At 68.3% G+C, this 20297-nt stretch carries 21 protein-coding genes; 16 read left to right on the top strand and 5 right to left on the bottom strand.

Going from position 1 to position 20297, the window contains the following annotated elements; translation table 11 throughout:
- Positions 1-6: 6 nt before the first annotated feature.
- The 3 genes from QLQ85_RS09140 to QLQ85_RS09130 all read left to right on the top strand — a co-directional run bounded on the left by QLQ85_RS09140 (position 7) and on the right by QLQ85_RS09130 (position 4064).
- Entirely contained in the window at positions 7-1512 is a 1506-nt protein-coding gene (locus QLQ85_RS09140; protein ID WP_282738711.1) for a fumarate hydratase, read from the top strand.
- Between the two features lie 151 nt (positions 1513-1663).
- Complete coding sequence (gene cls / locus QLQ85_RS09135; protein WP_282738710.1) at positions 1664-3082, top strand: cardiolipin synthase; 1419 nt, start codon at positions 1664-1666, stop codon at positions 3080-3082.
- 64 nt (positions 3083-3146) lie between these two features.
- Positions 3147-4064 (top strand): LysR substrate-binding domain-containing protein, encoded by a 918-nt coding sequence (locus QLQ85_RS09130; protein ID WP_102626860.1) that lies wholly within the window; start codon positions 3147-3149, stop codon positions 4062-4064.
- 9 nt (positions 4065-4073) lie between these two features.
- Here the strand turns inward: QLQ85_RS09130 and QLQ85_RS09125 are convergent, their stop codons facing one another.
- Entirely contained in the window at positions 4074-5168 is a 1095-nt protein-coding gene (locus tag QLQ85_RS09125; protein ID WP_282738709.1) for a bifunctional nicotinamide-nucleotide adenylyltransferase/Nudix hydroxylase, read from the bottom strand.
- A 136-nt stretch (positions 5169-5304) separates the two neighbouring features.
- Here QLQ85_RS09125 and QLQ85_RS09120 point away from each other — a divergent pair, with 136 nt between their 5' ends.
- A complete protein-coding gene (locus tag QLQ85_RS09120) occupies positions 5305-6225 on the top strand; it encodes a YihY/virulence factor BrkB family protein (protein ID WP_282738708.1) in 921 nt (306 codons plus the stop codon).
- 70 nt (positions 6226-6295) lie between these two features.
- On the opposite strand, the gene QLQ85_RS09115 is transcribed toward QLQ85_RS09120, so the two are convergent.
- Positions 6296-7339, bottom strand: a complete 1044-nt coding sequence (locus QLQ85_RS09115; protein WP_282738707.1) for a Glu/Leu/Phe/Val family dehydrogenase — start codon at positions 7337-7339, stop codon at positions 6296-6298.
- 220 nt (positions 7340-7559) lie between these two features.
- On the opposite strand from QLQ85_RS09115, the gene QLQ85_RS09110 reads away from it, so the two are divergent.
- Positions 7560-7832 (top strand): acylphosphatase, encoded by a 273-nt coding sequence (locus QLQ85_RS09110; protein ID WP_282720523.1) that lies wholly within the window; start codon positions 7560-7562, stop codon positions 7830-7832.
- 11 nt (positions 7833-7843) lie between these two features.
- Here QLQ85_RS09110 and QLQ85_RS09105 read toward each other — a convergent pair whose 3' ends face one another.
- Genes QLQ85_RS09105 through QLQ85_RS09095 form a run of 3 tightly spaced genes read right to left on the bottom strand, consistent with a single transcriptional unit; the run spans position 7844 to position 10713 of the window.
- Positions 7844-8785: a nucleoside hydrolase gene (locus tag QLQ85_RS09105; protein WP_282738706.1), complete on the bottom strand. Its 942-nt coding sequence runs from the start codon at positions 8783-8785 to the stop codon at positions 7844-7846.
- Between the two features lie 33 nt (positions 8786-8818).
- Positions 8819-9763, bottom strand: coding sequence for a ribokinase (locus QLQ85_RS09100; RefSeq protein ID WP_282738705.1), 945 nt, complete (start codon positions 9761-9763; stop codon positions 8819-8821).
- Between the two features lie 14 nt (positions 9764-9777).
- A complete protein-coding gene (locus tag QLQ85_RS09095) occupies positions 9778-10713 on the bottom strand; it encodes a D-2-hydroxyacid dehydrogenase (RefSeq protein WP_282738704.1) in 936 nt (311 codons plus the stop codon).
- Positions 10714-10895: 182 nt separating this feature from the next.
- On the opposite strand from QLQ85_RS09095, the gene QLQ85_RS09090 reads away from it, so the two are divergent.
- The 11 genes from QLQ85_RS09090 (at position 10896) to tolB (ending at position 20260) form a co-directional block, all read left to right on the top strand.
- Entirely contained in the window at positions 10896-11159 is a 264-nt protein-coding gene (locus tag QLQ85_RS09090) for an FmdB family zinc ribbon protein (protein WP_282738703.1), read from the top strand.
- 49 nt (positions 11160-11208) lie between these two features.
- Positions 11209-12990, top strand: coding sequence for an aspartate--tRNA ligase (aspS, locus tag QLQ85_RS09085; RefSeq protein WP_282738702.1), 1782 nt, complete (start codon positions 11209-11211; stop codon positions 12988-12990).
- A 78-nt stretch (positions 12991-13068) separates the two neighbouring features.
- Positions 13069-13818 (top strand): YebC/PmpR family DNA-binding transcriptional regulator, encoded by a 750-nt coding sequence (locus QLQ85_RS09080; RefSeq protein ID WP_282738701.1) that lies wholly within the window; start codon positions 13069-13071, stop codon positions 13816-13818.
- Positions 13819-13827: 9 nt separating this feature from the next.
- Positions 13828-14367, top strand: a complete 540-nt coding sequence (ruvC, locus tag QLQ85_RS09075; protein WP_282738700.1) for a crossover junction endodeoxyribonuclease RuvC — start codon at positions 13828-13830, stop codon at positions 14365-14367.
- Positions 14368-14476: 109 nt separating this feature from the next.
- On the top strand, positions 14477-15088 hold the full coding sequence (ruvA, locus tag QLQ85_RS09070; RefSeq protein WP_282738699.1) for a Holliday junction branch migration protein RuvA: 612 nt from the start codon (positions 14477-14479) through the stop codon (positions 15086-15088).
- Positions 15089-15136: 48 nt separating this feature from the next.
- On the top strand, positions 15137-16174 hold the full coding sequence (ruvB, locus tag QLQ85_RS09065; RefSeq protein ID WP_282738698.1) for a Holliday junction branch migration DNA helicase RuvB: 1038 nt from the start codon (positions 15137-15139) through the stop codon (positions 16172-16174).
- The gene (ybgC, locus tag QLQ85_RS09060; RefSeq protein WP_282720503.1) at positions 16171-16605 is read left to right on the top strand and encodes a tol-pal system-associated acyl-CoA thioesterase; all 435 of its coding nucleotides are present in this window, start codon (positions 16171-16173) and stop codon (positions 16603-16605) included. The genes ruvB and ybgC overlap by 4 nt, the downstream gene beginning before the upstream one ends.
- A 23-nt stretch (positions 16606-16628) precedes the next feature.
- Entirely contained in the window at positions 16629-17306 is a 678-nt protein-coding gene (tolQ, locus tag QLQ85_RS09055; protein ID WP_407650374.1) for a protein TolQ, read from the top strand.
- Positions 17307-17318: 12 nt separating this feature from the next.
- Positions 17319-17759, top strand: a complete 441-nt coding sequence (tolR, locus tag QLQ85_RS09050) for a protein TolR (RefSeq protein ID WP_282738696.1) — start codon at positions 17319-17321, stop codon at positions 17757-17759.
- A gap of 9 nt (positions 17760-17768) precedes the next feature.
- Positions 17769-18968, top strand: a complete 1200-nt coding sequence (gene tolA / locus QLQ85_RS09045) for a cell envelope integrity protein TolA (RefSeq protein ID WP_282738695.1) — start codon at positions 17769-17771, stop codon at positions 18966-18968.
- Positions 18968-20260 carry a Tol-Pal system beta propeller repeat protein TolB gene (gene tolB / locus QLQ85_RS09040; protein ID WP_282720500.1) on the top strand — a complete coding sequence of 431 codons (1293 nt, stop codon included), beginning with the start codon at positions 18968-18970 and terminating at the stop codon, positions 20258-20260. The genes tolA and tolB overlap by 1 nt, the downstream gene beginning before the upstream one ends.
- Positions 20261-20297 lie beyond the last annotated feature (37 nt).

Below are 20297 nucleotides of genomic sequence, written 5' to 3'. Positions count from 1 at the left end.
TTGCCCATGACCGTGATCCGCCAGGACGATCTGATCCAGAGCGTCGCCGATGCCCTGCAGTACATCTCCTACTACCACCCCAAGGACTTCATCGACGCCATGGCGGCGGCCCATGAGCGAGAGGAGAACCCGGCGGCCAAGGACGCCATCGCCCAGATCCTGATCAACTCGCGCATGTGCGCCACCGGCCATCGCCCGATCTGCCAGGACACCGGCATCGTCACCGTCTTCGTCCACGTGGGCATGAACGTGCGCTTCGAGACCGAGATGAGCCTCGACGACATGATCAACGAAGGCGTGCGTCGCGCCTACCAGCTCCCCGACAACGTGCTGCGTGCCTCGGTGCTCGCCGACCCGGACGGCAAGCGGGCGAACACCCGCGACAACACCCCGGCGGTGATCCATCACAAGCTGGTACCGGGCGACACCGTCGAGGTACACGTGGCGGCCAAGGGAGGGGGCAGCGAGGCCAAGTCCAAGTTCGCCATGCTCAACCCCTCCGACAGCGTGGTCGACTGGGTGATGGAACAGCTGCCGAAGATGGGCGCCGGCTGGTGTCCGCCCGGCATGCTCGGCATCGGCATCGGCGGCACCGCCGAGAAGGCCATGGAGCTCGCCAAGGAATCGCTGCTCGAGCCCATCGATATCCAGGAGTTGCAGGCCCGCGGAGCGTCCAGCCGGGCCGAGGAGCTGCGCCTGGAGCTGTTCGACAAGGTCAACCGCAGCGGCATCGGCGCCCAGGGCCTGGGCGGGTTGACCACGGTACTCGACATCAAGGTCAAGGACTACCCGACCCACGCCGCCAACAAGCCGGTGGCGATCATCCCCAACTGCGCCGCCACCCGTCACGCCCACTTCACCCTGGACGGCAGCGGTCCCGCGGCCCTGCCGGCGCCGAAGCTCGAGGACTGGCCGGAGATCACCCGCGAGGCGGGGGACAACGTCAAGCGCGTGAACCTCGATACCGTCACCCCGGAAGAGGTCCAGGCCTGGCAACCCGGCGACACCCTGCTGCTCAACGGCAAGCTCCTCACCGGCCGCGACGCCGCCCACAAGCGGATGGTGGACATGCTGGCGAAGGGGGAGAGCCTGCCCGTCGACATGCGGGGGCGCTTCATCTACTACGTCGGCCCGGTGGATCCGGTGCGCGACGAGGTGGTCGGTCCGGCCGGTCCCACCACCGCCACGCGCATGGACAAGTTCACTCGCACCATGCTCGAGGAGACCGGCCTGCTCGGCATGGTCGGCAAGGCCGAGCGTGGTCCGGCCGCCATCGAGGCGATCCGCGACAACAGGGCGGTCTACCTGATGGCGGTGGGCGGTTCCGCCTACCTGGTCGCCCAGGCGATCAAGAAGGCCCGTGTGGTGGGCTTCGAGGACCTGGGCATGGAAGCCATCTATGAGTTCGAGGTCGAGGACATGCCGGTGACCGTGGCGGTGGACAGCCAGGGCACCTCGGTGCACCAGACCGGCCCGGCCAAGTGGCGGGAGATCATCGCCGAGCGCGCCTGACGCCCGCGACGTGAACCGCAGCGACCCCGCCATCTGGCGGGGTCNGTCGCGCGTTTCGGGGGTATGCTGTAGGCCCTTCTCTTCATGGGCAAGTTTTCCCGAGACCGATGGCCGCCGATGGAACCGGCGACCGGTGACAGACGGAGCGCGCATGACCTCGTGGCTGTTCGGCCTGGCGATTTTCCTGACCTATCTGCTGGGCATCGTCTCGGCGGTGATGGCCCTGATGTCGAGTCGGACCTCCCAGGGTGCCATCGCCTGGATCATCTCCCTGGTCACGCTACCCTACCTGGCGGTACCGGCCTACTGGATCTTCGGGCGGCCACGCTTCTATGGCTATGTCTCGGCGCGTGGTGAGCGGGATACCGTGCTGCGTCGGGTACTGGCACGCTATCGCGAGCGGGTCGAGCCGTTCGTCGCCGAGGCGCGGGATGCCGATATCCGGGCCGTCGAGCAGTTGGCCATGATGCCGTTGACGACCGGCAACCGCGCCGAGCTGTTGATCGACGGCGAAGCGACCTTCGACAGCCTCTTCGACGGCATCGAGCGGGCCGAGGAGTACATCCTCATCCAGTTCTTCATCGTGCGCGACGATGCCCTGGGCCTCGAGCTCAAGCACCGGCTGCAGCAGGCCGCCGAGCGCGGGGTAAGGGTCTATTTTCTCTACGACGAGATCGGCAGCCACCAGCTCAACGAGGGTTACCTGAAAGACCTCGCCGCCTACGGCATCGGGGTGAGTGCCTTCCGTTCCTCCCGCGGCTTCCGCCACCGCTTCCAGCTCAACTTCCGCAACCATCGCAAGGTGCTGGTGGTCGATGGCCGGGAAGGCTGGCTGGGCGGCTTCAACGTGGGCGTGGAGTACCTCGGCCAGCATCGTCGCCACGGGCCCTGGCGCGACACCCACCTCAAGCTCGTCGGCCCCAGCGTGCTGGGCCTGCAGGAGGCGTTCTGGGAGGACTGGCACTGGGCCACCGGGGCGGTGATCAACCTGCACTGGACGCCACGGGTGACCTGTGAGGAGTGCCAGGACGTGGTGATCGTGCCCTCGGGGCCGGCGGACCGGCAGGAGACCGCCAGCCTGCTGGTGCAGCACGTCATCCACAGCGCCCACGAGCGTTTCTGGGTGACCAGCCCCTACTTCGTTCCCGACCAGGGCGTCCAGGACGCCCTGCGGCTGGCGGCCATGCGCGGGGTCGACGTGCGCATCATGATGCCCGAGCGTCCCGACCACCTGCTGGTGTTCCTCTCGGCGTTCTCCTTCCTGCCCGACATGCTGCAGGCGGGGGTCAAGGTGTATCGCTACCAGCCGGGCTTCCTGCACCAGAAGGTGATGCTGATCGACGATGCCGCCGCCAGCGTGGGCACCGTCAACCTCGACAACCGCTCCTTCCGGCTCAATTTCGAGATCACCGCGGTCGTCCCCGACCGCCGCTTCGCCGCCGAGGTGCGCCTGATGCTGGAGCAGGATTTTGCCAACTGCCGGCGCGTCAGCCGCGACGAGCTGACCTCACGGCCGCTGTGGCGCAAGATCGTGTCACGGGCCGCCTACCTCCTGTCGCCGATCCAGTGATACATTACCGCCTTCGAAGGCCTGTGGGATAAGGCCGGCACCTCACCAGCGATCGGGAGCCCCGGTGAACCTCGAGACCAAGTGGCTGGAAGACTTCGTCGCCCTGGCCAACACGCGCAGTTTCTCCGCCTCGGCGCGTCAGCGCCATGTCACCCAGCCGGCTTTCAGTCGTCGCATCCGAGCCCTGGAGCAGGCCGTGGGCGTCACCCTGGTGGACCGTTCCACCACGCCGGTGGATCTCACCTCCGAGGGGCAGCTGTTCCTGGTCACCGCCCGCAACCTGGTCGAGCAACTCAACGAGAGCCTGGGCCACCTGCGCGGTCTCTCCATCGCCAACGAGGCACTGGACATCGTCGCTGCCCACTCCCTGGCGCTGAGCTTCTACCCGCAGTGGATCTCGCGGCTCCAGAAGGGCCTGGGCGAGTTGCCCACCCGGCTGGTGGCCATGAACGTGGGGGAGGCGATCCATGTGCTGCGCGAGGGCAATTGCGACCTGATGCTGGCCTACTACGATCCCTATGCCAGCATGCAGCTCGACGCCGAGGTCTTTCCCTCCTTCTCCATCGGCCAGGTCAAGATGATACCGGTCTGCCTGCCAAGCGAGCTGGGGAAGCCTCGCTGGCCGCTGGAGGGACGCGACCCGATTCCCTACCTCTCCTACACCCAGGGTGCCTTCCTCGGTCGCAGCGTGCGCATGCTGCTGAAGAACGACCCCCTGCGCATGCGCCTGCGCACCGTCTACGAAACGGCCATGGCCGAGGGCCTCAAGGGCATGGTGATGCAGGGGGTCGGGCTGGCCTGGATTCCCGATTTCTGCATCCGCGAGGAGCTGACCCGCGGCAGGTTGGTGCGCGCCGGTGGCGAAAAGTGGGACGTGCCGCTCGAGATTCGTCTCTACCGCTGCTCGCTGGTACACAAGCCCGGCGTCGAGAAGCTGTGGCGGCAGATGATGAAGTTGCCCCGCGACTTCCTGCAGGCCTGAGCACCTCCTTCAGGCGCCGCCGAGATCCGCCGGCAGGCCGAGAAAATCCTGGATGATGAAGAAGTGGTCCTCGAACAGGCTTTCCGGCTCGAGGTCGGCCAGGGCGACCCAGCGGGCATGGTCGCCGCCCTGGACCGGCTTGAGCTGGGGCAGTTGCTGCTCGGGACGCAGGGCGAAGTAGAAGGCCTCGGCGAGGGTGCGGCCCCGCCAGCTGCGGTGGGGTTCGTCGAACAGTCGCTGGCCGCGCAGGGAGCCCTTGAGCACCGGCTCGGGCACCTTCAGGCGCACCCGCTCGCGCAATTCGCGCAGGCAGGCCTCCAGCAGCCGCTCGTGAGGGTTGATGAAGCCGCCCGGCAGGGCGAAGAGCCCCTTGCCGGGAGCGGCGGTGCGCCGCACCAGCAGCACATGGCCGGACTGGACCACCACGGCGTTGACGGTGACGAAGATGGGCGGGTAGGGCGCCTGGGCCCAGGCGGAGCGGTACTGGTCGAGCAGTCGCTGCTCCTCGATCAACTGGCGATAGCCATCGCCGCTGCAGAAGCCGCGGACCTCCTCGTGCACGCCCGGGGGCAGGTCATGGGCGGCGCCGGTGCTCAGGTAGTCCTCGGCGGAGGAGGCCGAGCGGAACAGGCGCTCGCGGATCTGGCTCGCCGAGATGCCCTCGACCAGCGGCACGCTCACCGATTCCCACTGCGGAAACAGCGCAAGGTAATAGCTGGACTGGCCGCGACTGGCGCCGATCAGACCGATGCGAGGCAGGCGGGCGTGGTCGTGACTGGCGATGTCGCGCACCTTGCGCTGCACGTCGCGCACCCAGACATCGTTGTTGTAGAGCGCATCCAGCAGTGGAACGATCTCCAGCCGGGCATTCTCCTCGTCGTCGAAGGCGCTGCGCAGCATGCGCTGGCGTTCGTCGAAACGCCAGGGGTTGCGCAGCGAGCGGGCCTGCCAGGCGGAACCGGCCAGCACGATGACCTGACGGGCTCGCTTGAGCGCCTCGTGGATCACCGCCAGATGGCCCAGGTGGGGGGGCTGGAAGCGGCCGATGAACACCAGACAGTCGAAGTCGCAGGTGGGCAATTCGGTGTCCGATCGGGCGGTCATGGGCGTTCCTGGCAGGCTGGGAGTGCGCCGCCCATTATGGTCAGGCCGAGCGGGCGGTGCAATGACAAGCCCCTTGCGGCGAGCCCGCTTTCATTCGCGTATGCTGAAGGACTGGGCGGGGTGCGAGGAGGACGATGTGATCAAGATAGCCGACATCAAGGACGCCGGACTCTTCTGGTGGAACGTGGTGCAGGATGCCATCCGGCTGTGGCTGGAGCGCAATGCCTTCAGTTATGCCGGCTCGCTGGCCTTCTACACGCTCTTCTCGCTGGCTCCCACGATGATCATCGCGGTGACGGTGATCGGCGTGGTGCTCGGCGAGGAGGCCGCCCAGGGGCAGATCTTCGCCCGCTTGCAGGCGGCCATGGGGACGGAGGCGGCACAGGCGATCGAACAGGCGGTGGCCCAGTCGCGCATCGAGGCATCGGGCCTCGTGCCGACCCTGCTCGGCGTCGGCGCCCTGCTGGTCGGTGCCACCACGGTGTTCGCCCAGATGCAGTTCTCGCTCAACACCCTCTGGGGCGTCACCGCCCGGCCGAGCAGCAACAGCCTGCTGGTCTACCTCAAGAATCGGGTGCTGTCGATGGCCGTGGTGCTGTCGATCGGCTTCATCCTGCTGGTGTCGCTGGTGTTCGGCGTGATGCTGCGCGCCATTCTCCAGCACGCCGACGACCTGCTGCCCTTCGTGGAGCTGTTGACCACCGGGGCGGAATTCCTGATCTCGCTGGCGGTGATCGCCGCGCTCTTCGCCACCATCTTCAAGGTGCTGCCCGATGTGGTGCTGCGCTGGCACGACGTCTTGACCGGCGCCGTGGTCACCGCGGTGCTGTTCGCCATCGGTCGCTGGGGGATCGCCGTCTACCTGGCGCACACCGCCACGGCCTCCACCTACGGTGCCGCCGGCTCGGTGGTGATGATCCTGCTGTGGGTCTATTACAGCTCGTTGATCCTGCTGTTCGGTGCCGCCTTCACGCGCTGCCACCTGGTGGCACGGGGGCGCCGGCTGGTGCCGCGCAATTCCGCGGTGCTGGTGAAGCGCGAGCTGCTCGTCGATTGAACGCCCGGGGCTGGCGGCGCAGGCGGGAAGGCCGGCGAGCGCCGGCCTTGGTCGCGCTGACGGGGACACTTCACCCGCGGCCGAAGCGTTCCCGGGCCAGGTCGTCGGCGACCCGGGCGGGACTGCGCTGCTCGCGGGTGGCCCGGGTGAAGATCTCGTCCAGGGTGGTGCCGATGCCCTCGATACGGGTCATCGCCGCCTCGCGTCGGTAGTCGTCGCGGCGCTGCCAGGCGATCTCGATCACCCCACCGGCGTTGGCCACATAGTCGGGGGTATAGAGGATGCCGCGTGCCATCAGCCGCTCGGCGATCTCGGGGCTGGCCAGCTGATTGTTGGCCGCACCGCATACCACCTTCGCCCGCAGTCGCTCGACCACCTCCGGCGTCAGTGCCGCGCCCAGGGCGCAGGGCGCGAAGACATCGACCTCGGCGTCGAAGATCGCGTCCGGTGCCGTGGTCTCGGCACCGAATTCCTCGGCGAGATGGATCGCGGCCTCGCGGTTGACGTCGGTGAGCACCAGGCGGGCACCGGCGGCGTGCAGGTGGCGGGCGAGGTGTGCGCCCACGTGCCCGACGCCCTGGATGGCGACCCGCAGGCCCTCGAGGTCGCGCCGGCCGAGGCCGTGGCGCACGGCGCTCTTCAGGGCGCAGAACACGCCCCAGGCGGTGAAGGGGGAGGGGTCGCCCGACTCGCTGCCGTCACGTCCCAGGCCACTGACATGGCGGGTGGTCTCGGCGATGATCCGCATGTCCGCCTCGCTGGAGCCGGAATCCTCGGCGGTGATGTAGGCGCCGCCCAGGGAGTCGACGAGGCGCCCCATGGCACGCAGCAGTTCGGGGGTCTTGTCGGTGCGCGGATCGGCGATGATCACCGCCTTGCCGCCACCCAGCGGCAGGTCCGCGAGGGCCGACTTGTAGGTCATTCCGCGGGAGAGGCGCAGCACGTCGGTCAGGGCCTCGGCCTCGCTGGCGTAGGGGTAGATGCGCAGGCCGCCCAGGGCGGGGCCGCGGTGGGTGTCGTGGATGGCGATGATGGCGCGCAGACCGCTCGCCTCGTCGCTGCCGAAGACGATCTGTCGGTGGTGATCGAAGTCGGGATGCTCGAAGATCGGCATGAGGGGGAACTCCCTTGTGAGGATGATCATTGTGGTTGTGGCCGCCCGGGTAGGGCGATGATCCGGGGCGAGCGGCTTGTGGCCGCGGACCGCCTGGATCTCGTTTTCAGCCTAATGCATCGCCGCGTTGGCGGGAAGCCCGCGGCAGGCACTGGCCCGGCCCCGTCCGAGGCTGGTAGAAAGAGAGGCGATGGAGATACGAAACGGGGAGGTGATGGCCATGGACAAGTGCTGCGTCAAGGCCCTGGTGGTGGGCAAGGTACAGGGGGTCTGGTATCGCCGCGCGGCCCAGGAGCAGGCCCTGCGGCATGGCGTGACGGGCCATGCCAGGAACCTGCCCGATGGGCGCGTGGAAGTGCTGATGTGCGGCGACCGCGAGGCGATCAAGGCGCTCAGCGAGTGGCTGTGGAAGGGGCCGCCCAATGCCCGGGTCACCCACGTGGAACTCGAGGTGATCGAGGCCCATGACCCGGACACCTTCAGCACCCTCTGAAAGAGGGCCGCTCAGGCCAGGGTGTCGGCGATCCAGTCGCTGACGGCCAGGCCGTCCACGCCCAGGCAGACATCCACCAGCGGCGTGCGCGACCAGCGTGCCTCGATGAAGGCGCGGCCCTCCGGGGCGAAGATGGTCTGGCCTTCGGCATCGCCGGACGTCGCCACGGTGAGGTGGCCGCGGGAGGTGATGAACAGCTCCGGACGCAGCAGCCAGGCCAGGGCGCAGCTGTCGTGGGGGCAGCAGCCATCGATGCCGAGAAACTCGTAGTAGAAGTCGCGGTAGAAGGCGTAGCTGCCCGCCAGCACGCGGCCGAGCTCCCCCTGGCCGGCCTCGATGCGCGCCATGTGCGCCGGGGTGAGCACGCAGCGGTGGGTGACGTCGAGGCCCACCAGGGTCAGCGGCCAGCCGGCGGTGAGCACCCGGGCGGCGGCGTCGGGGTCGTTGAACATGTTGGCCTCCGCCACCGGGGTGACATTGCCCCCCTCGCGGATCGACCCGCCCATGATCACCACCTGCCGGACCCGGTCGACGATGGCCGGGTCGAGCTGCAGTGCCGCCGCGAGGTTGCCCACCGGTCCCACCGCCACCAGCGTGACCTCCCCGGGCCTGGCGTTCACCGTATCGACGATGAACTGGGCGGCGTTGCGCGGATCGGGCCGGCCCCTCACCGCCGGCAGCTCGATGTTGCCCAGGCCGTTGGCGCCGTGGATATGGGCCGGCGCCGGGTGGCGCGGCTTGACCATCGGGACGGCGGCCCCCTGGGCGACGGGGATCTCGCGCCCGGCCAGCTCGGCGAGCAGCAGGGCGTTATGGGTGGCGGTCTCCACGTCCACGTTGCCGTAGGTGGTGGTCATGCCCAGCAGCTCGATGTCGGGATGGCGCAGGGCGATGGCGATGGCCTGGGCGTCGTCGACGCCCGGATCGGTATCGAAGATGATCGGGTGTGGCACGGAGGCGTCTCCTCGGGCGATGAAAGGGGCGGATCAGGAACCGGCGGGGCCGTTGCGCAGGGCGCGCTCGACCTCGTCGCGTTCGGGGATGCTCTCGGCGGCGCCCGGGCGCTGGACTCCCAGCGCCGCGGCGGTGGCGGCACGCCTCAGGCAGTCGGCGACCGGGCGCGCCTCCTGCAGGGCCGCCAGGTAGTAGCCGATGAAGGTGTCGCCGGCGGCGGTGGTGTCCACCGGCGTGACCGGCAGGGCCGGCTGGTGAAGGCGCTGGTCGCCGTGCTGGTACCAGGCCCCTTCACCGCCCAGGGTCAGCACCGTCTCGCAGCCCGGCAGCTTCGCCGCCAGGGCGTCGAGCAGTGCCTCGGCGGCGCTGGCCTCATCGACCCCGGCCAGCCCGGCCGCCTCGACACGATTGACGAACAGCAGGCGGCATGCCTCCAGGGGGAGCGACAGCACCTCGTCGGTCATCGGTGCCGGGTTGAAGGCGACGTTCAGGCCGTGGTCGGCGGCACGGACCATGACTTCGGCCAGGGCGTTGCACTCGTTCTGGAGCAGTAGCCAGTCGCCGGGCCGGGTGGTCTCGATCAGCGTCGAGAGCTCCCCCGGGTGGAAGCCGTGGTTGGCGCCGGGAAACAGGATGATGGCGTTCTCGCCCCGGTCATCGACCTGGATGACGGCATGACCGCTGGGTTCGTCCACCAGCTCGACACGGGAGACATCGACGCCGGCCCGGGCCAGGGTGTCGCGGGCCCAGGCATCCTGGCGTCCCAGGCGCCCCCAGTGGCATATCCTGCCGCCGGCGCGGGCCGTGGCCAGCGACTGGTTGGCCCCCTTGCCGCCGAGGCCGACCCGGTAGTCGTGGCTGGCCAGTGTCTCGCCGGGCTTGACCAGGTGGGGCACCCGGTAGAAGTGGTCGAGGTTGATCGACCCGTAGTTGTGAACATGGTTATGAACACTGCCGTGAACATCGCTGTGGGGCATGGCCGTTTCCTCGATCAGTTCGTCTGCCAGGTACGCAGGTTCTCGGCGGTCAGGGCCACCACCCGCTGGCGGGCCTCGGGTGTGATCCAAGCACTGTGCGGCGTGACGATCAGGTTGAGCGGCTCGGCGAGGGCATCGAGCAGCGGATGGCCGTCGCGGGGCGGCTCCACCGGCAGCACGTCGACGCCGAGCCCGCCCAGGCGGCCCTGACGCAGGGCCTCCAGGGCCGCGACCTCGTCGATGATGCCGCCGCGGGCACAGTTCACCAGCAGGGCGCCGGGTTTCATGGTGGCCAGCAGCGTGGCGTCGACCAGATGGCGGGTGGCCTCGGTGAGCGGGCAGTGCAGGCTGATGACGTCGGCCTCGGGTGCCAGCTCGGTCAGGCCGCGTCGCCGGTCGCCGGCCTCGTTGCCGGGACGGGCGGCGAAGCTCACGCCCATGCCGAAGGCCTCGGCGAGCTGCGCCACCTTCGAGCCCAGCACGCCCTGGCCGACCACCACCAGGTGCTTGCCCTCGAGTTGCAGGGTGCCGTGGTCCATCAGGCAGAAGAAGGCGCTTTCGCCCCAGCGGCCGGCGGCCACGTCGTGCTGGTAGAGCGGCAGGCGATTGGCCAGGGCCAGCATCAGCATCAGGGTGTGTTGCGCGACACTGGCGGTGCCGTAGGCGGTGACGTTGCGTACCGCGATCCCGAGATGCTCGGCGGTGGCCATGTCGATGTTGTTGGTGCCGGTGGCCAGCACGCAGATCAGCTTCAGCTCGGGCAGCGCCTCCAGGGTCGGTGCATCGAGCACCACCTTGTTGACGATGGCCACCTGGGCTCCGGCCAATCGCTCGACGCTCTGGGCGGTGGTGCTCAGGGGGTACACCTCCAGCACCTCGACACGATCGCGGATCGGGGCGAGGTCGATATCGGGGCCGAGACTGGCGGCATCGAGAATCACGGCTTTCATGCGGTTTCCTTCCAGTGAGCGGGGCGCGGATGCCTTGCCGGCACGGGTGGTGGGCACGCTATAATGTCGGGCTTTCGGGCAGGCTTGGATGTTGCGCGGGCCGGCCACATATTCGTTCTTGTCGGGCCCGATGCCCGATATCGTCCTGACCTGGGTAATGTCGTCCCCGGAGAGATAAAACCATGCCCATCTACGAATACGAGTGCAAGGCCTGCGGCCACCGTCTGGAGAAGCTTCAGAAGGTCAGTGCCGCTCCCCTGACCGACTGCCCGGCCTGCGAGGCCGACGAACTCGCCCGACTGGTCTCGGCGGCGGGCTTCCGGCTGGCCGGCGGTGGCTGGTACGAGACCGATTTCAAGTCCGGCGGCAAGAAGAACCTGGCCGGCGACGCTGCCGCTGCCAGTGACGGCAAGGCACCGGCGAAGAAGGACGGCGCGGCGGCCTGAGGGCCGCCCATCGCCCCGTTTTCAACAACGCAACAGAACAGGATATGACATGCGCAGCCATTATTGCGGCCAGCTGAACGAGACCCTGGTGGACCAGACGGTCACCCTGTGCGGCTGGGTGCACCGCCGCCGTGACCACGGGGGCGTGATCTTCCTCGACATGCGCGATCGCGATGGCATCGCCCAGGTCGTGGTCGACCCCGATACCGCCGAGGCCTTCGCCACTGCCGACCGCGCCCGCAGCGAATTCGTGCTGCGCATCCAGGGTCGCGTGCGGCTGCGCCCGGAAGGTACCCAGAACCCCAACATGCCCACCGGCATGGTCGAGGTGCTGGCCAAGGAGGTGGATGTCCTCAACACCGCCGCCACGCCTCCCTTCCAGCTCGACGAGCACGGCAAGGTGGGCGAGGAGGTGCGTCTCAAGCACCGCTACATCGATCTGCGTCGCCCCGAGATGATCGAGAAGCTGCGCCTGCGGTCGCGGATCACCCACAGCGTGCGGGCCTTCCTCGAGGGGCAGGGCTTCCTCGACATCGAGACCCCGATCCTGACCCGCGCCACCCCGGAAGGGGCGCGTGACTACCTGGTGCCGAGCCGCACCCATGCCGGCAGCTTCTTCGCCCTGCCGCAGTCGCCCCAGCTGTTCAAGCAACTGCTGATGGTGTCCGGGCTCGACCGCTACTACCAGATCGCCCGCTGCTTCCGTGACGAGGACCTGCGCGCCGACCGCCAGCCGGAGTTCACGCAGATCGATATCGAGGCCTCGTTCGTCGACGAGGACGACATCATGGGCATCACCGAGTCGATGGTCCGCCAGCTGTTCCGTGACGTGCTGGCCGTCGAGTTGCCGGAATTCCCGCGCATGCCCTATGCCGAGGCCATGAACCGCTTCGGTTCCGACAAGCCGGACCTGCGCATTCCGCTGGAGCTCACCGACGTCGACGACCTGATGCAGCGGGTCGACTTCAAGGTCTTCTCCGGCCCGGCCAAGGCCGACGACGGCCGCGTCGCTGCCCTCAAGGTGCCGGGTGGTGCCAGGTTGTCGCGCAAGGAGATCGACGAGTACACCAAGTTCGTCGGCATCTACGGTGCCAAGGGGCTGGCCTGGATCAAGGTCAACGAGCGCGCCCGCGGCCTCGAGGGCCTGCAGTCGCCCATCGTCAAGTTCATGGAGGAGGTGGTCGAGGAGCTGCTCGATCGCCTCGGCGCCGAGGACGGCGATATCATCTTCTTCGGTGCCGACAAGGCCCGCATCGTCAACGAGGCGATCGGCGCTCTGCGGGTCCGGCTGGGCGAGGATCTCGACCTCTACACTCAGGCGTGGGCGCCGCTGTGGGTGGTCGACTTCCCTATGTTCGAGGACGATGGTAGTGCGCGGATGCAGGCCCTGCACCACCCCTTCACCGCCCCTTCCTGTGACGTCGAGACGCTCAAGGCCAACCCGATCGCGGCGCTGTCCCGGGCCTACGACATGGTGCTCAACGGCACCGAGCTGGGGGGCGGCTCGATCCGTATCCACGACCCGGTCATGCAGCAGGCGGTGCTCGAGGTGCTGGGCATCGACGAGCACGAGGCCCGCGAGAAGTTCGGTTTCCTGCTCGACGCCCTGCAGTACGGCGCGCCGCCCCACGGCGGGCTGGCCTTCGGCCTGGATCGCCTGGTGATGCTGATGTCCGGCGCCCGCACCATCCGCGAGGTGATCGCCTTCCCGAAGACCCAGAGCGCGGCCTGCCTGATGACCGATGCCCCGGGCGAGGTGAGCGGCGAACAACTGCGCGAACTCAACATTCGCCTGCGGCAGAAGGCCAAGGCGGAAGGCGCCGGCGACTAGGCGGTTCCCGCACCGTGTATCATGGTACCGGCGCCTTCAGGGCGCCGGTTTCACGTACGAGGCAAGGGGAGGACTGGCATGGCGGGTCACAGCAAATGGGCCAACATCAAGCACCGCAAGGCGGCCCAGGATGCCAGGCGGGGCAAGATCTTCACCAAATTGATCCGCGAACTGACCGTGGCGGCCCGTCAGGGCGGCGGAGAGCCGGCCGACAACCCGCGCCTGCGGGCCGCCATCGACAAGGCGCTGGCCAACAACATGACCAAGGACACCATCCAGCGGGCGGTGGACCGCGGGGCGGGCAACAGCGACGGCGACGAGATGGAGGAGTGCGTCTACGAGGGCTATGGCCCCGACGGCGTCGCGGTGCTGGTCGAGTGCCTGACCGACAATCGCAACCGCACCGTCTCGGACGTGCGCCACGCCTTCAACAAGTGTGGCGGCAACCTGGGCACCAGCGGATCGGTGGCCTTCATGTTCCACCAGCAGGGCCGCCTGGACCTGCCCGCCGGTGTCTCCGAGGAGGCGGTGATCGAGGCCACGCTGGAGGCGGAGCCGGAGGACGTCGTCGCCCTCGACGACGGCAGCCTGGAGGTGATCACCTCACCGGGGGCCTACAGCGCGGTCAAGGACGCCCTGGCGGCGGCCGGGCTCGAACCGGAACGCAGCGAGGTGGGGCTCTTCCCCGAGACCACCACGCCGATCACCGACCTCGAACTGGCCCGCAAGGTGATCCGGCTGATCGACATGCTGGAGGAGCTGGACGATGTCCAGAACGTCTACACCAATGCGGAGTTCGCCGACGATGTCCTCGACCAGCTCGATTGAACCTTCCGAATGCTGATTCTCGGCATCGACCCGGGCTCGCGACTCACCGGCTACGGGATACTCGACGTCGCCAGCGCGGCGCCCGCCTATGTGGCCAGCGGCTGCATCCGTACCCGGGCCGATGACCTGGCCCAGAGGCTGGCCCAGGTCTATGCGGGCATCGCGGAACTGATCGCCGTGCACCGCCCGGGGGAGTTCGCCATCGAACAGGTGTTCATGTCGAAGAACGCCGATTCGGCGCTCAAGCTCGGCCAGGCGCGGGGCACCGCCATCGTCTGCGCCGCCAACCATGGCCTGCCGGTCAGCGAGTACGGGCCGCGCCAGATCAAGCAGGCGGTGACCGGCAGCGGCCGCGCCGACAAGGCCCAGGTGCAGCACATGGTGACGGCGATCCTGGGACTCGACGGCACGCCCCAGGCCGATGCCGCCGATGCCCTGGCCATCGCCCTGACTCACGCCCACGCCCGCCTGGGGCTGATGACCCGGGGCAGCTTCGGTGGCCATCGCACGCCCCGCCGCGGCAAGGGGTGGCGCGACTTCCGCCCGTGACGGAAAATTCTCGAACGCTGTTTGAGGACGGGCTGGCCAGCTGGCAGGATGACCAGTATAGTGATCGCCATGTCTCGATGGACCCATTGCCGACGGATATGACAGCCCCATGATCGGACGCCTGCGTGGCACACTGCTGGAGAAGCAGCCGCCCTGGCTGGTGGTCGACGTAGCCGGCGTCGGCTATGAGCTGGAAGCCTCCATGAACACCCTGGTGGCGCTGCCCGGCCCCGGCGAAGCCGTCGCCCTGTTCACCCATCTCAGCGTGCGCGACGACGCCCACCTGCTCTACGGTTTCGCTCGGGAGCAGGAGCGGTCGCTGTTTCGTGCCCTGATCAAGGTCAACGGCATCGGGCCCAGGCTGGCCCTGGCGATCCTCTCCGGCATGGACGAGATGGCCTTCATGCGCTGCGTGATGGATGACGATGCCAAGGCGTTGACCCGGCTGCCCGGGGTCGGCAAGAAGACCGCCGAGCGCCTGATCATCGAGATGCGCGATCGCTTTCCCCATTGGGAGCCGGCCGAGGCGGGGCTCGGGGTGGCGATCGGCGGCAGCGCTGCGGCGGACGTTCGGCAGGATCCGCTGGTGGATGCCGAGGCGGCGCTGGTCAGCCTGGGCTACAAGCCCGCCGAGGCGACGAGAATGCTCGCCGGGCTCGAGGACGAGGCCTCTACCGAGGCCATGATCAAGGCGGCCCTGAGCCGTCGCCTGGCCGGGTGATCCTGATGTTGCCGATGCCTTTCTCCCAGTCGACCCCGGGGGCCGTCCATGCTGGAGAATGACCGCCTGATCGCCGCCGACCCACGCGAGGGCGAGGGACGCATCGATCACGCCATTCGCCCGAAGCGGCTGGCCGACTACATTGGCCAGCCACGGGTACGCGAGCAGCTCGACATCTTCATCAGCGCGGCCCGTGGCCGGGACGAGAGCCTCGACCATACCCTGGTGTTCGGCCCGCCCGGGCTCGGCAAGACCACCCTCGCCAACATCATCGCCGCGGAGATGGAGGTGGGGCTCAAGTCGACCTCCGGGCCGGTGCTGGAGCGAGCGGGGGACCTCGCCGCCATGCTCACCAACCTGCAGCCCGGGGACGTGCTGTTCATCGACGAGATCCACCGCCTTTCGCCGGTGGTGGAGGAGATCCTCTATCCCGCCATGGAGGATTTCCAGCTCGACATCGTGATCGGGGAGGGGCCGGCGGCCCGCTCGATCAAGCTCGACCTGCCGCGCTTCACCCTGGTCGGGGCGACCACTCGGGCGGGATTGCTGACTTCCCCGTTGCGTGACCGCTTCGGTATCGTCCAGCGGCTCGAGTTCTACGATATCGACGAACTGACCGAGATCGTCGCGCGTTCGGCACGGCTCCTCGGGGTCGAGGCCGACCGCGGTGGCGCCCTGGAGGTCGCGCGTCGCTCGCGGGGCACGCCACGCATCGCCAATCGCCTGCTGCGCCGGGTGCGCGACTACGCCGAGGTGCGCGGCACCGGCCGGGTCGATGCGGCCATCGCCGACCAGGCGCTGAACATGCTCCATGTGGATCACCACGGTCTCGACCACATGGACCGGCGGCTGCTGCTGGCGATGATCGAGAAGTTCGACGGCGGCCCGGTGGGGGTGGATTCGCTCGCCGCGGCGATCGGCGAGGAGCGCGACACCATCGAGGACGTCATCGAGCCCTACCTGATCCAGCAGGGGCTGATGATGCGCACCGCCCGTGGGCGTGTCGTGACCCGTCAGGCCTGGCAGCACTTCGGCCTGGTGCCGGCCGGGCAGGCCGTGGATGCCCAGGGGGAGGTGCGGCCGTGAGTGATTTCCGGCTGCCGGTGCGGGTCTACATCGAGGATACCGACGCCGGCGGCATCGTCTATTACGTCAACTATCTCAAATACATGGAGCGGGCGCGCAGCGAATGGCTCCGGGCGCAGGGGTTCACCCAGCGCGAGCTGTTCGAGGCCGGCATCCAGTTGGTGGTCCACCGCCTGGAGTGCCGGTATGCCAAGCCCGCCCGCCTGGACGACGGCCTCGAGGTCGGGGCCGACGTCCTGTCGCACGGTCGCTGCCGGCTACAGTTCGGCCAGGTGGTGACGCGTCGCGGGGAACCCTTGTGCGAGGCGAGAGTCGACATCGCCTGTATCGATGCCGAGCGCCTCAAGCCCGTGCCCTGGCCCCCGGCCCTTGCCGCGGCACTCGCTCGACAACCTTCAGCCCAATCGCAAGACGTTCAACCGCCAGTCTGACGAGGATTCCCGTGAACGACTCCATGTCCATTCCCCACCTGATCATGAACGCCAGCACCGTGGTGCAGCTGGTGATGCTGCTGCTCACGGTGGGATCGATCCTTTCCTGGGTGGTGATCTTCCAGCGCACCTTCGTGATGCGCCGTGCCCGCCAGTCCCACCAGGTCTTCGAGGAGCGCTTCTGGTCCGGCGTCGACCTCAACGAGCTCTATCGCGAGACCCCGGCGGAGCAGGAGACCCAGGGCGCCGAGCACGTCTTTCGTGCCGGCTTTCGCGAGTTCAACCGCCTGCTACCCAAGACCCGCAGCCCCCAGGCGATCCTCGACGGCGTCCAGCGCAGCATGCGCGTGGCCTGGTCCCGCGAGGAGGAGCGCCTCAACCTCCACCTGGTGTTCCTGGCCACGGTGGCCTCGGCCAGCCCCTACATCGGGTTGTTCGGCACCGTGTGGGGCATCATGGGCTCCTTCCAGTCGCTCTCAATGGCCCAGCAGGCCACGCTCGCCACGGTGGCGCCGTGGATCGCCGAGGCGCTGATCGCCACCGCCATGGGCCTGTTTGCGGCCATCCCCGCGGTGATCTTCTACAACCGGCTCTCCTCCGAATCGGGGCGGCTGCTCGGCAAGTACGAGGACTTCGCCGAGGAGTTCCACTCCATCCTGCATCGCAACCTGCAGGGCCGGACCGAACCCGCCACCGCCTGAGGGAGTTGCACCATGCACGGACCTTTCCATCGCGGCGGCGGCCGCAAGCCCATGGGCGAGATCAACGTCGTGCCCTTCATCGACGTCATGCTGGTGCTGCTGGTGATCTTCATGATCACCGCGCCGATGCTCACCCAGGGTGTGCAGGTCGAGCTGCCCCAGGTCAGCTCGGAGCCCATCGAGGACGTCGAGGACAACGAGCCGATCATCGTCTCGGTGGACCGCGAGGGACAGTACTTCATCTCGCTGGGCGACGATCAGACCCCGGTCAGCCTGAACGATATCGCCGACCGGGTGATCATCATCCTCGAGCGGCGTCCGGGAACCCCGGTGATGGTGCGTGGCGACCGCAACGTCTCCTATGGTCAGGTGGTCAACCTGATGAGCACCCTGCAGATCGCCGGAGTCGGCAATGTCGGGCTGATCTCGGAACCGCCGCCCGGGGAGGGGTGAGGAATCGACATGGCCAGACACGACCAGCGCGTGGGCTATGGCCTGCCGGTGATCCTCGCCGTCGCCCTGCACGTCGCCGTGTTGGTGATCAGCGTGATCAGCCTACCCGCCCGGGACCCGGAGCCGACCTCGTCCTCCATCGTCCAGGCCACGCTCGTCAGCACCGAGACCACCACCGACCAGGCCCAGCGTGCCGAGGAGGCGCGCGCCCGTGCCCAGGCTCGCGAGGCGGAGGAGCAGCGCCAGGCCGAGGAGGCGGCACGCCAGGAAGAAGAGGCGGCCGCCGCCGATGAGGCCGCCCGCCAGGCCGAGCAGCAGGAGCAGCGCGAGGCCGAGGCCCGGGCCCGCGAGGAGGCGCGCCAGGCCGCCGAGGCCGAGGCCGCGCGGCGCGACGAGGAAGCCGAGCAGCAGGCTCGCCTGCGTGAACAACAGGAGGAGGAGCGCCGCCAGCAGCAAGAGGCAGAGCGCCAGGCAGAGGCCGAACGCCAGCGGGAAGCCGAGGAGGAGGCCGAACGTCAGCGGGAAGCCGAGGCAGAGGCAGAGCGCCAGCGCCAGGCCGAGGAGGAGGCCGAGCGCCAGCGCCAGGCCGAGGAGGAGGCCGAGCGCCAGCGCCAGGCCGAGGAGGAGGCCGAACGCCAGCGCCAGGCCGAGGAGGAGGCCGAACGCCAGCGGGAAGCCGAGGCAGAGGCCGAACGCCAGCGCCAGGCCGAAGCAGAGGCCGAACGCCAGCGGGAAGCCGAGGCAGAGGCCGAGCGCCAGCGCCAGGCCGAGGAGCAACGGCGCCGCGAGGAGGAAGCCCAGCGTCAGCGCGAAGCCGAGGAGGCCGCCCGGCGTGCCGCCGAAGAGGCCGAGGATGCCCTGCAGCGGGCCATCGAAGGCGAGAGCGATGCCGTGGCCAATGCCCAGCAGGGCCAGGAGGCGGCCAACGACTTCATTAATCTGGTACGCCGCGCGGTGGAGCAGGCCTGGGTGATTCCGCTCAACGTGCCCCAGGGAGCTGCCGCCGAGGTATCGGTGCGCCTCGGGCCGTCCGGAGAGCTGTTCACGGTCACGATCGCGCAAAGCAGCGGCGACAGTGCCTTCGACCGCTCGGCGGTCCAGGCCGTGGAGGCCGCCGCACCGTTCAGCGAACTGCGCCAGTTGCCAGCCGCGGTGCAACGGGATTACCGTCAATTCAATCTGCGATTCAGACCGGGGGATGTACGCTGATGAAAGTCCTGATGACCACCTGGCTGGCCGCCATGCTGCTGATGGTCGGCAGCCTGGCCCACGCCCAGGGCAACCTGACCATCGAGATCACCCGCGGCAGCGACCGGGCCACCCCGGTCGCCGTGGTACCCTTCGCGGGCAGCGAGAACCTGCCCGAGGATGTCGCCCAGGTGATCCACGACAACCTCGAGCGCAGCGGCTATTTCGACCCGCTCCCGCGCGATTCCATGATCGAGCAGCCCACCGAGAGTGGTGAGGTCCGCTATCGCGACTGGCGGGCCCTGGACGTACGCTACCTGGTGGTGGGGCGCGTCAGCCAGGAGGGCGGTGGTTACCGTATCCAGTTCGAGTTGATGGACGTCAGTGGCGAGCGCCGCATGCTCGGCGAGGTGCTGACCACCCCCGAGGGCCAGCTGCGCAAGGCCAGCCACCACATCAGCGACCAGATCTTCGAGGCGATCACCGGTATCCGCGGGGCCTTCTCGACCCGTATCGCCTACGTCACTGCCCAGGGGGTCGGCGACGACATGCAATTCGGCCTCTATGTCGCCGATGCCGACGGCCGCAACAGCCAGCAGGTGCTCTCCTCGGTCGAGCCTATCCTCTCGCCGGCCTGGTCACCGGACGGTGACAAGCTGGCCTATGTCTCCTTCGAGACCGAGCGCCCGGCGATCTACATTCAGAACCTGGCCTCGGGCCAGCGGGTGCGCGCGACCTCCTTCGAGGGCATCAACGGTGCCCCGGCCTGGTCGCCGGATGGCCGCAAGCTTGCCATGTCGCTGTCGAAGGACGGCCAGCCGGAGATCTATGTGATGGACGTGGGCTCGGACAACTTCCAGCGGCTCACCAACAACTCCAGCATCGACACCGAGCCGTCCTGGGCCCCGGACGGCCGCAGCCTGCTGTTCACCTCGGATCGCAGCGGCGGCCCGCAGATCTATCGCCATGACCTGGCCAGCGGAGAGCAGGAGCGCCTGACCTTCACCGGCAACTACAATGCCCGGGGGCGCTTCGCGCCGGACGGAGAGGCGATCTTCCTGATTCACCGCAGCAATAACGGCTACCAGGTGGCCAGGCAGGATCTCGACAGCGGCCGACTGGTGGTGATCAGCGAGTCGAACCGGGATGAGTCTCCCAGTGTTGCGCCCAACGGGACCATGGTAATCTTCGCCACCCAGCAGGGAAACAGCGGGGTGCTGGGAGCGGTATCGGCCGATGGACGCGCTTCTTTCCGGCTGCCCTCGGCGCAGGGTGACGTGCGCGAGCCGGCCTGGTCCCCCTTTCTGAACTGAACAGCTCGAACGATGGTGTCTTTCGTAACCAGCAAGG

This window comes from Halomonas kalidii (assembly GCF_030010475.1).
In the GTDB taxonomy this organism is placed as follows: domain Bacteria; phylum Pseudomonadota; class Gammaproteobacteria; order Pseudomonadales; family Halomonadaceae; genus Halomonas; species Halomonas heilongjiangensis.
Note: the sequence above shows the minus strand (reverse complement) of the source record. Positions and strands in the feature narration are given on the sequence as shown.